This window comes from Streptomyces sp. (assembly GCF_031181555.1).
Lineage (GTDB): Bacteria > Actinomycetota > Actinomycetes > Streptomycetales > Streptomycetaceae > Streptomyces > Streptomyces fimbriatus.
In genome coordinates, this window is the sequence record NZ_JAPSKQ010000124.1 from 1 (window position 1) to 10,983 (window position 10,983).

The window sequence follows — 10,983 nt, forward strand, 5'->3', positions numbered from 1 at the left end:
GCGTCACCTCGTGCATGCGGTTGAGCGTGCGCAGGAAGGTGGACTTGCCGCAGCCGGAGGGGCCGATGAAGGCCGTCACGGAACGGGGTTCGACGGTCATCGAGATGTCCTCGATGGCCAGGAAGGAACCGTAGTAGGCGTTGAGGCCGCTGACATCGATGCGCTTGGCCATGTGAATCACTGCTTCTTTCGGGTCGCTGACGGAATACGTCCTGGCCGCGTCAGCGACCGGTCTTCGGGGCCTTCCAGCGGGCGATGCCGCGGGCCACCAGGTTGAGGATCATGATGAACGCGATGAGCGTCAGGGCCGCCGCCCAGGCACGGTCGTAGGCCGCGCCGGAGCCGCCGCTGTTGGCGTACTGCAGGTAGATGTACATCGGCAGCGACGCCTGCGGGTCCTGGAACGGGTTGGTGTTGATGAAGTTCGTGACCCAGACCAGCAGCAGCACGGGGGCGGTCTCACCGGTGATACGGGCGATCGCGAGCATCACGCCCGTGATGATGCCGCCGATCGACGTCGGCAGGACCACCTTGAGGATGGTGCGCCACTTCGGCACGCCGAGCGCCAGCGACGCCTCGCGCAGCTCGTTCGGGACGAGCTTGAGCATCTCCTCGGTGGAGCGGACGACCACCGGGATCATCAGGATCGACAGGGCCATCGAGCCGGCGAAGCCGGAGGGGCCCATGTCCAGCATCAGGATCCACACACTGAGGACGAACAGACCCGCGACGATGGACGGGATGCCCGTCATGACGTCGACGAAGAAGGTGACGGCCTTGGCGAGCCTGCCGCGCCCGTACTCGACCAGGTAGATCGCGGTGAGCACGCCGACCGGCACGGAGATCAGGGTGGCGAGGCCGACCTGCTCCAGCGTGCCGAGGATGGCGTGGTAGATGCCGCCGCCGGGCTCGGTGTCGGCGACCACGCCCATGGAGTGGGTGAGGAAGTAGCCGTCGAGGACCTTGACGCCGCGCTTGACGGTCTCCCAGACGAGGGAGGCGAGCGGGACGACGGCCAGGAGGAAGGCGACCCACACCATGCTGGTCGCGGTGCGGTCCTTGGCCTGGCGGCGGCCCTCGACCTTCGCGGAGATGGCGTAGGAGCCGACGACGAACAGGGCGGCCGCGATCAGGGCCCACTGGATGTCGCTGTTCAGGCCGGCCGCGGCGCTGATGCCGAGGCCCGCGGCGACGGAGCCCGCGGCGACCGCCCAGGCGAACCACTTGGGCAGGGTGGCGCCGCGCAGGGAGCTGCGCTGGGGGGAAAGGGTTGCGTGGCTCATGCGTTGGCCCCCGAGTACTCCTTGCGGCGGGCGATGATCAGGCGGGCCGCGCCGTTGACCAGCAGCGTGATGACGAAGAGGACCAGACCGGAGGCGATCAGGGCGTCCCGGCCCATCTCGGTGGCCTCGTTGAACTTGCTGGCGATGTTCTGGGCGAAGGTGCCGCCGCCCGTGTCGAGCAGGCTGGCGTTGATGTCGAAGCTCGAGGAGAGCACCATGGCCACGGCCATCGTCTCGCCGAGCGCGCGGCCGAGGCCGAGCATCGAGGCGGAGATGACGCCGGAGCGGCCGAAGGGCAGCACCGACATGCGGATGACCTCCCAGCGCGTGGCGCCGAGGGCCAGGGCCGCCTCCTCGTGCATCCGCGGGACCTGCCGGAAGACCTCGCGGCTCACGTTGGTGATGATCGGCAGGATCATGATGGCGAGCAGGATGCCGACGGTGAACAGCGAGCGCGGGGCGCCGCCGTTCCACTCGAAGATGCCGGTCCAGCCGAGGTAGTCGTCCAGCCAGCCGTAGAGGCCCTCCAGGTGCGGCACGAGGACGAGGGCGCCCCACAGGCCGTAGACGATGGACGGGACGGCGGCGAGCAGGTCGATCACGTACCCGATGGGGCCGCCGAGGCGGCGCGGGGCGTAGTGCGTGATGAACAGGGCGATGCCCACCGCGATCGGGACCGCGATGACCATGGCGATGACCGACGACACGATGGTGCCGAAGGCCAGGACCGCGATGCCGAACTCCGGCGGGATGCCGCTGGGGTTCCACTCGAAGGCCGTGAAGAAGTTGGCCTCGTTCTTGCTGATGGCTATGGAGGCGCGGTAGGTCAGGAAGGCCGCGATGGCGGCCATGATGACCAGGACGAAGATGCCGGATCCGCGGGAGAACCCGAGGAAGATCCGGTCACCGGGGCGGGTGGCACCGCGCGCGGCGCGCTTGTCCTGGGGCGCGGCCGGGCCGGGTGCGGGGGGTGCGGTGGGTTGCTGTGTCGTGATGTCCATCGGGTTCTCCGGTCTGCGGAGCCGCCGGGGCGGGCGGCTCGGTAGGAGCCGTCCGGGGGCCGGGGGCTCCTGATGGCGGTGCACCGGACGGTGCGGACCGGCCCCCGGACGGGGGCCGGTCCGCACACTCGGGTCAGCTCAGGCCCGAGATGGTCTCGCGGACCTTGGTGATGATCTCCTTGGGCATCGGGGCGTAGCCGGCGTCGGCCAGCAGGCCCTGGCCGTCCTCGGAGGCCATGTAGTTCAGGAAGGACTTGGTGGCGGGCAGGGTCTCCGCCTTGTTGCCCTTGTCGCAGACGATCTCGTACGTCACCAGGACGATCGGGTAGGCGCCCTCGGCGGCCGGGGTGTAGTCCAGCTCCAGCGCGAGGTCCTTGCCGGTGCCGACGACCTTGGCGGCGCCGATGGCGGCGGTGGCGTTCTCGATGGTGGCCGCGACCGGCTCGGCGGCCTCGGTCTTGATGGAGACCGTGCTCATGCCGTCCTTGGCGTAGGACAGCTCCATGTAGGAGATCGCGCCGGAGGTCTGCTTGACCTGCTGGGCGACACCGGAGGAGCCCTGCGCGGACTGGCCGCCCTTGGCCTCCCACGCCTTGCTCGGCTCGTACGCCCAGTCCTTGGGGGCGGCTTCCTTGAGGTACGTGGTGAAGTTGTCCGTGGTGCCGGACTCGTCCGAGCGGTGGAAGGCCTGGATCTTCAGGTCGGGAAGCTTGGCGTCGGGGTTGAGCTTGGCGATCGCCTCGTCGTTCCAGTTCGTGATCTTGCTGTCGAAGATCTTGGCGAGGGTCGACGCGTCCAGGACGAGGTTGTCGACGCCCGGGACGTTGTAGCCGACGGCGATCGGACCGCCGACCATGGGCAGGTCGATGCCCTGGCCGTCCTTGCAGATCTTCTTGGACTGCTCGATCTCCTCGGCCTCCAGCGCGGAGTCCGAGCCGGCGAACGCGGTCTGCCCCTGGAGGAACGCGGTGATGCCGGCGCCCGAACCGGTCGGGTTGTAGTTGACCTGCACGCCCTTGCACGCCGCGGAGTACTGCTTGACCCAGGCGTCGATGGCGTTCTTCTGGGCGGAAGAGCCGGAGGCCTGCAGCTGGCCCTTGGCGTCACCACAGTCGATGTTGCCGGCCTGCGTGGTGGCGGAGGCGTCACCGCCGCCACCGTTGCCGGTTTCGTCGGAGCCGCACGCCGTGAGGGCCAGGGCGCCGGAGACGGCGAGAGCGCCGAGAGCGAGGGCCCGCCGGTTCTTGCGCTGAAGCTTCACTTGAGTTCCTTCCAGGAGCCGCCGTCCTGAATCGGCGGCGTGCGAAGTGGGAGTGCTGCGGTCTCCCTCTTTATCGGGCGAGCCGCATCGCGTAAGGCCGAAATTAGGCAGAACAGGTGACGGCGCCGATGGCCGTAAATGAACGAGGGGTGAACCCCTGTGGACGGTGCGGTGAGGTCACGGAACGCTTACGTCAAGGACACGGGCGGATACCGGGCGACCGGGCCGGAAGGGGACAGCCGGGGACACGCTCAGCGGGCCGGGCGCAAGGTGGCGAGCAGGGCATCCACCAGGTCGGCGTCCCTGGGCTCGGTGAGGCGGGCGCGGGCCGCCTCCGGGGGGAGCCAGAGGACGCGGTCGACCTCGTCGGTCGGGGTGAACGTGCCGGAGACGGCCTCGGCCGCCCAGTAGCGGACCCGCTTGGGGCGGCCGCCCGCCAGGTAGTGCGCCGAGGGGAGTTCGACGGCGGGCACGGCGGTGTGGCCCGTCTCCTCGGCGACCTCGCGCAACGCGCCGGCCAGCGGGTCCTCACCGCGCTTGAGCTTGCCCTTGGGCCAGGACCAGTCGTCGTACTTCGGCCGGTGCACGAGGCAGAGCTGGAGCTCCCCGGTCACCGGGGAGCGGCGCCACAGGACGCAGCCGGCGGCCTGGACGGTGAGGGTGCGGTGCTCGGCGGAGCCGGAGCCTGGGGAACTCACCGGGTGCCTCCCTGTTTTTCCGTTCCCCTATAACGTGCCGACGACGTCCTTCTGCCAGGAGCGCTGGAACGCGTACCGCGCCGCCTCCACCTCGTGCCGCTGGTCGGCGTGGAGCACGCCCAGCGCGTACGCCGTGGCCGGGGCGATCCGCGGGGTGCGCGCCGCCTGCGCCGCGGCCGCCGCCGCCTCGGAGGCGTCGCGGTGCCGGTCGAGCGCCTCGGAGGCGGCGAGCAGGCGCACGTCGACGGGCGGCTCCCCGCCGGTCCCGGCGTGCAGGACCTCACGGGCGTAGCGGTGCAGGCGCAGCAGCAGGCGGACCTGGTGCCAGGGGGCGTCCTGCGGGTGCGGGGCGGGGTCCGGGGACAGCCCGTGGACCAGCGCCTCCGCGTTGTACGGGCTGCCCGCGGTGAGCAGGGGCAGCGCGGCGACGGCGTCGGCGAGGCGTTCGCGCGCGGCCGTCGCCAGGGGGCCGAGGTCCGCGGCGGACGCGGCCGGCGACAGCGGGACCTCGCTGGCGAGTACGGCGACCTTGTCGGCGATCGCGTGGAACCGGGAGGACCCGAGGGCCTGGAGGGCGGTGGAGTGCGCCCGGGTGCGGGCGAGCGTCAGCTGCCGGTCGAGCAGGGCACCGGCCTTGGCGGCACCCACGGTGAGGTTGCCGCGGTCGACGGCCGTGGCCACGGTGGCGGCGCCTCCGGCCGCGCGGGCCGCGCCACCGCCCCGGTTCGCCGTCGCCCGAGCCGCTTCCGTCGCCGGCGCGGCCGCGCCCGCCGCGCCGTCCACCGTGCCGGTGGCGTCCGGCGCCGCGACCGCCGTCGCGCTCGCCACGGCGGCCGGGGCGGCGGCCGTGCCCGCCGTCGCGTTCGCCCGCGTCGTGCCCGCGCCGGCCGGTCCCTGCGCCGGGAAGGCCGTGGCGGCCCCCGACAGCCGGTGCAGGGCGAGCAGCAGCCGCTCCAGGCGGGCCGCGTACGCGTGCTCCAGGGCCAGCGTGCCGGAGACCCAGGCCAGCTCGGGGCGCATCGCCTCCGACCAGTCGGGGTCCAGGACCGGCTGGAAGGTGTGGAGGCTGGCGCTGATGCGGCGGGCCGCGCGGCGCAGCGACCGGGCCGCCTCGGCGGACCCCTCCGACCCGGCCGCGCCCGCACCGGTCTCCCGGTGGAGGCGCAGCGCGCGGAGGAACCCGGTCGCCTGGGCCCGCAGGTAGCGGGCCAGGGCGTCCGCCGGTACCGGGCCGGCCGTCGGGTCGGTCGGGTCAAGGTGTTGCTGTGCCACGCCGGCGCCTCCGGGCGTCTATGAGCATCTCCTGGACGTTGCGCAAGGGCTGGCCGTCCGCGTCCGTCGCGTGCCGGGTCCACTCGCCGTCCGGGCCGAGGTGCCAGGACGCGGTGGTGTCGGACATACCGGTCTCCAACAGCCGGTTGAGAGCCGCCCGGTGGGCCGGGTCGGTGACCCGGACCAGCGCCTCTATACGGCGGTCGAGGTTGCGGTGCATCATGTCCGCGCTGCCGAACCACACCTCGGGCTCGCCGCCGTTGCCGAAGGCGAAGACGCGCGAGTGCTCGAGGAAGCGGCCGAGGACGGACCGGACCCGGACGTTCTCCGACAGGCCCGCCACGCCCGGCCGGATCGCGCAGATGCCGCGCACCCAGATGTCGACCGGCACGCCCGCCTGCGACGCGCGGTACAGGGCGTCGATGACGGCCTCGTCGACCATCGAGTTGACCTTGATGCGGACGTAGGCGGGACGCCCGGCGCGGTGGTGCTGGGCCTCCTTGTTGATCCGTGAGATCAGGCCGTCGCGCAGGGACTTGGGGGCGACCAGGAGCCGTCGGTAGGTCTCGCGGCGGGAGTAGCCGGAGAGACGGTTGAACAGGTCGGAGAGGTCCGCGCCGACCTGCGGGTCGGCGGTGAGCAGGCCCAGGTCCTCGTAGAGGCGGGCCGTCTTCGGGTGGTAGTTGCCGGTGCCGACGTGGCTGTAGCGCCGGAGCGTCTCGCCCTCCTGGCGGACCACCAGGGACAGCTTGCAGTGGGTCTTCAGGCCGACCAGGCCGTAGACGACGTGGCAGCCGGCCTCCTCCAGCTTGCGCGCCCACTTGATGTTGGCGTGCTCGTCGAAGCGGGCCTTGATCTCGACCAGGACGAGGACCTGCTTGCCGGACTCGGCGGCGTCGATGAGCGCGTCCACGATCGGGGAGTCGCCCGACGTCCGGTACAGCGTCTGCTTGATGGCGAGGACGTCCGGGTCGGCGGCGGCCTGCTCCAGGAACGCCTGCACGGACGTCGAGAACGAGTCGTAGGGGTGGTGCAGGAGCACGTCGCGGCTGCGCAGCGCGGCGAAGACGTCGGGGGCCGAGGCGGACTCCACCTCCGCCAGGTCGCGGTGGGTGCCGGCGATGAACTTCGGGTACTTCAGCTCGGGCCGGTCCAGGCTGTGGATGCGGAAGAGACCGGTGAGGTCGAGCGGGCCCGGCAGCGGGTACACCTCGGCCTCGCTGACCTTCAGCTCGCGCACCAGGAGGTCCAGCACCTCCCGGTCGATGGACTCCTCCACCTCCAGGCGCACCGGCGGCCCGAAGCGGCGCCGCATGAGCTCCTTCTCCAGGGCCTGGAGCAGGTTCTCGGCGTCGTCCTCCTCGACCTCGAGGTCCTCGTTGCGGGTGAGCCGGAAGGCGTGGTGCTCCAGCACCTCCATGCCCGGGAACAGCTCCTCCAGGTGGGCGGCGATGACGTCCTCGATGGGGACGTAGCGGCCCGGGGAGCTCTCCAGGAAGCGGGACAGCAGCGGCGGCACCTTGACCCGCGCGAAGTGCTTGTGGCCGGTGACCGGGTTGCGGACGACGACGGCCAGGTTCAGCGACAGGCCCGATATGTACGGGAAGGGGTGCGCCGGGTCGACGGCGAGGGGCGTGAGGACCGGGAAGATCTGGTGCCGGAACAGCGTGAACAGGCGGGCCTGCTCCTTCTCCGTCAGCTCGTTCCAGCGGACCAGGTGGATGCCCTCCTCCGCGAGGGCCGGGGCGACGTCCTCGTGGTAGCAGGCGGCGTGCCGGGCCATCAGCTCGCGGGAGCGGGCCCAGATCATCTCCAGCACCTCGCGCGGCTGGAGGCCGGAGGCGGAGCGGGTGGCGACGCCGGTGGCGATACGGCGCTTCAGGCCGGCCACCCGGACCATGAAGAACTCGTCCAGGTTGCTCGCGAAGATCGCGAGGAAGTTCGCCCGCTCCAGCAGCGGGGTGTCGGGGTCCTCGGCGAGTTCCAGGACGCGTTCGTTGAACGCGAGCCAGCTGCGCTCCCGGTCGAGGAAGCGGCCCTGCGGCAGCCGGGGGCCGTCCACCGGGGACTCCTCGTAGCCGTCGAGGTCCGCGTCGAGGTCGGGGTCCAGGTCGGAGACCACTCCCGCCACGGTGTGCGGGCGGTGGGCGGCTATGGAGCCCACGGAGGGCTGGACGTGCTGCACCTGCTGTGCCTGGGCGTTCGGCTGGCTCATGGACCCATTCTTCCGCGCCTGCAGCGTCACGGGCGCGTCGGAAAACGCGGGTGGGAGCGGTGAGGGCCCTGAGGCTTCCCCGTTCCCCCCGTTCCCCCGTCGGGGTGGCGAAGACTCTGGCACGGCGGGATGCATTGGCCGAGCGTCGCAAGCCTGTCTGAATCGGCGGTTACGGAGACATGACGTCCTGGATAGCGGGGGGCGGCCCGCGGGGGTCGGGCCGTACGTCCCTCCCCCCCCGTGGAAGGGACGTACGACCCGCGCGGAAGAGGCGTACGACCGCGCCGGTCAGGCCGTGCGGCGGCGCAGCACCGCGAAGGCGGCGGCCGTGGCGAGGGCGGCGACGGCGAGGACGATGCCGGTCTCGACCAGGTGCAGGGGCCAGAAATGGGACGCGGGGTGGTACGTCGCGTAGTGGCCGGTGCCGGTGCGGCCCCACTCCAGCCGCCAGGCGTCGTCCGGCAGCTCGAACGGCTTCGGCGCGGTCCGGGTCTCGGCCGGCCACAGCCGGGCGCGGCAGCGCTCCAGCACGACGTTGAGCAGCCCCATCGTGGCGACGGAGACGGCGAGGGCGGGCAGCGCGCGGCGCAGGAGGAGCGCGGTGAGCGTACCGACCGCGAGGGCGCACAGCGCGTACGCCACCGTCGCCGGGCCGCGGGCCACGAAGACGTCGGCGAAGGCCCAGTGGTCGCCCATCAGATCCCGGTTCGCCGCCCAGCCCCGGCGGAACGCCAGGACCAGGGCGGCGCATCCGGCGGTGAGGACCAGCGCGGGCACGATCAGCTTGGCCGCCAGCCAGCGGGCCGGGGTGACGCCCTGGGTCCAGGCCAGCCGGGCGGTGCCGGACTCCAGCTCGCGTCCGATCAGCGCGCCGCCGGTGAAGGCGGCCACGGCGAGGAAGCCGTAGCAGGTCAGGGTGCCGATGTATCCGGTGGGTCCGCTGTAGTCGAGGTGCTCGATGATGTCGACGCAGCCCCACAGGGCGCGTGAGCACTCGGCCTCCGCCGCGCGCACCGCGTCCACGGTGATCTCGTTCAGCCACACCAGCCAGCCGATCAGGCCCGCGACGAACGCGCTCCAGACGATCAGGGCCGTGCGGTGCAGCCGCAGCACCGTCCGGGGCAGCCGCGCGGGTGCGGTGGTGCTCATGCCGGGCCGCCCTTCCCGGCCGGACCGGCGGTGCGCAGGCGCAGCACACGGAACGCGGCCAGGACCAGTAGCGCGGCGACGGCGAGCAGCACGCCGGAGGCCGTCAGCTGCAACGGCCAGTAGTGCGCGACCGGGTGGACGTCGCGGTAGAAGTTGACGGCGCCCAGATCGGCCAGTTCCGTGCGGCAGCCCGGGATCATGCCGCTGCTGCAGGGGGCGGTGAGGCGGTCGCCGTCGGCGGTGAGGACGCCCTCGCCGGTGGTGATGCCGGTGCCCGAGGGGCCGTTGCGCAGGCTGCTGACCCGGGTGACCGTGGGCCACAGGTGCGGGAGGGCGGTGTGGACGGTCGCCCACAGTCCGCCGAGGACGACCGTGGCGGTGGTGAGCGCGGCGAGGGAGCGGCGCAGCAGCAGGCCCTCCAGCGCGCCCGCACAGAGTCCGGCCAGGGCGAGGGCCACGGGGACGGTTCCGTTGGCGTAGAAGGTGGCGAAGTCGTACCACGGCTTGGCGGTGTCGATCCGGCCCTCGCCCGCCGTCCAGGCCAGACGGTGCAGGTGGACCAGCAGACCGGTCGAGACGGCGACCAGCACCGCCGGGAGGGCGAGCCGGGCGGCCAGCCAGCGGGCCGGGGTGACGCCCTGGGTCCAGGCCAGCCGGGCGGTGCCGGACTCCGTCTCGCGGCCGGTCAGTGAGCCGCCCGCCCAGGCGGCGACCAGGAACGGCGCGGCCAGCAGGGCGATCGTCGTGTACGAGTAGACGTCCTTGTAGCGGACGATCGCGTCCTGGTCGTAGGAGCAGCGCTCGGCGAAGGCGCAGGCGTTGTACTCCTTCCAGGCCGCCGCCGAGGCGTCGGTGAGCGGCCCGCCGAGCCACAGCAGCGCCGCGCCCGTCACCAGGACGAACGCCGTCCAGACGAGCACGGCCGGGCGGTGCAGCCGCAGCAGCCAGCGCAGCTGGCGGGGTGGCCGGTGGGGGTGGTCGGGGCGGCCGGCCGGGGCGGCCGGGAGGGTCGGGGCGGCGGTCACGCGGCGGCCTCCGTGGTGTCGTGCGCCGGGGCCGGAGCGAGGGCGGGGGCCTCGGGGTTGCGCAGGTAGGACAGGACGAGCTCCTCCAGCGAGGGCGCGCCGGTGCGCCAGTCGCCGGGCAGCGGGCCGGCCGGGCGGATCAGCGCGCTGAGCTGGCGGCCGGTGGTGCGGGACTCGACGACCTCGTGCGGGGCGAGGTCCGTCCTGGCCGGGGCGGTGACGCGCGTGTGGGCGGCCAGCAGGTCGTCGATCTCGCCCGCGAGGCGGACCCGGCCGCCGCCGATCAGCAGCAGGTGGTCGCAGGAGTCCTCCAGCTCGGCGACCACGTGCGAGGACATCACGATCGTCGTGCCGTGCCCGGCGGCCTGCCCCATGAGCACGCCCATCAGTTCGTGCCGGGCCAGCGGGTCGAGATCGGCCATCGGCTCGTCCAGCAGCAGCAGTTCCGGGCGCTTGCCCAGGGCGAGGGCGAGCGCGACCCGGGTGCGCTGGCCGCCGGAGAGCGAACGGATCCGCTTGCCCGGGTCCAGGTCGCCGCCGGCCACGACGCGCCCGGCGGTGTCCGCGTCCCAGCGGCCGGGGTTGAGGTCGGCGCCCATGCGCAGCGTCTCGGCGACGGTGAGCTGCGGGTACAGCGGCTTGCCCTGGTCGACGAAGCCGACGCGGGGGCGGGCCGACGCCGGGTCGGTGCCGAGGACCGCGACCGTGCCCTCGGTGGGGGCCAGCAACCCGGCGGCGAGCGCGAGCAGCGTGGACTTGCCCGCGCCGTTGGGGCCGACGACGGCGCAGACGCGGCCGGCGGGCAGCCGGAGGGAACAGTCGCGCAGCGCCCACGCCCCGCGTCGGCCGAAGCGCTTGCCGAGCGCGGTCGCCTCGATGGCCGGGTCGGTCATGACGGGTCTCCCTGGGGGTGTGCCTGGTGTGCCTGGTGTGCTTGGTGTGCCTGATCTGGCTGGTCTGCCTGGAAGTGCTTCTCGAGTACGGCGGTGAAGAGCGCGGCCACGTCCTCCCGCTCCAGCCCGGACTCCCGGGCCCGGGCCGCCCAGTCCTCCAGCTCCGCGCGCAGCGGGGAGTCGGCG

The 10,983-nt window shown here is 72.7% G+C and carries 10 protein-coding genes and 1 pseudogene; all 11 read right to left on the minus strand.

What is annotated here, in order from left to right; all coding sequences use genetic code 11:
- On the minus strand, positions 1–172 hold a 172-nt coding region (locus RIM90_RS22400), incomplete at its 3' end, for an ATP-binding cassette domain-containing protein (protein WP_309062557.1).
- Positions 173–221: 49 nt separating this feature from the next.
- Positions 222–1,283: a phosphate ABC transporter permease PstA gene (gene pstA, locus RIM90_RS22405; protein WP_309062539.1), complete on the minus strand. Its 1,062-nt coding sequence runs from the start codon at positions 1,281–1,283 to the stop codon at positions 222–224.
- The gene (gene pstC, locus RIM90_RS22410) at positions 1,280–2,284 is read right to left on the minus strand and encodes a phosphate ABC transporter permease subunit PstC (RefSeq protein WP_309062540.1); all 1,005 of its coding nucleotides are present in this window, start codon (positions 2,282–2,284) and stop codon (positions 1,280–1,282) included. The genes pstA and pstC overlap by 4 nt, the downstream gene beginning before the upstream one ends.
- 133 nt (positions 2,285–2,417) lie before the next feature.
- A complete protein-coding gene (gene pstS, locus RIM90_RS22415; protein ID WP_309062541.1) occupies positions 2,418–3,545 on the minus strand; it encodes a phosphate ABC transporter substrate-binding protein PstS in 1,128 nt (375 codons plus the stop codon).
- A gap of 251 nt (positions 3,546–3,796) precedes the next feature.
- Positions 3,797–4,243 carry an NUDIX hydrolase gene (locus RIM90_RS22420; protein ID WP_309062542.1) on the minus strand — a complete coding sequence of 149 codons (447 nt, stop codon included), beginning with the start codon at positions 4,241–4,243 and terminating at the stop codon, positions 3,797–3,799.
- 27 nt (positions 4,244–4,270) lie between these two features.
- Entirely contained in the window at positions 4,271–5,515 is a 1,245-nt protein-coding gene (locus RIM90_RS22425) for a CHAD domain-containing protein (protein ID WP_309062543.1), read from the minus strand.
- The gene (locus RIM90_RS22430; protein WP_309062544.1) at positions 5,496–7,730 is read right to left on the minus strand and encodes an RNA degradosome polyphosphate kinase; all 2,235 of its coding nucleotides are present in this window, start codon (positions 7,728–7,730) and stop codon (positions 5,496–5,498) included. Before RIM90_RS22430 ends, RIM90_RS22425 begins: the two co-directional genes overlap by 20 nt.
- A 288-nt stretch (positions 7,731–8,018) precedes the next feature.
- Positions 8,019–8,879 carry a hypothetical protein gene (locus tag RIM90_RS22435; RefSeq protein ID WP_309062545.1) on the minus strand — a complete coding sequence of 287 codons (861 nt, stop codon included), beginning with the start codon at positions 8,877–8,879 and terminating at the stop codon, positions 8,019–8,021.
- Positions 8,876–9,904, minus strand: coding sequence for an ABC transporter permease (locus tag RIM90_RS22440; RefSeq protein WP_309062546.1), 1,029 nt, complete (start codon positions 9,902–9,904; stop codon positions 8,876–8,878). Before RIM90_RS22440 ends, RIM90_RS22435 begins: the two co-directional genes overlap by 4 nt.
- Positions 9,901–10,797, minus strand: a complete 897-nt coding sequence (locus RIM90_RS22445) for an ABC transporter ATP-binding protein (RefSeq protein ID WP_309062547.1) — start codon at positions 10,795–10,797, stop codon at positions 9,901–9,903. Before RIM90_RS22445 ends, RIM90_RS22440 begins: the two co-directional genes overlap by 4 nt.
- Positions 10,794–10,983: pseudogene (locus tag RIM90_RS22450) on the minus strand (GntR family transcriptional regulator); the annotation flags it as partial. The gene RIM90_RS22445 and the pseudogene RIM90_RS22450, both read right to left, overlap by 4 nt.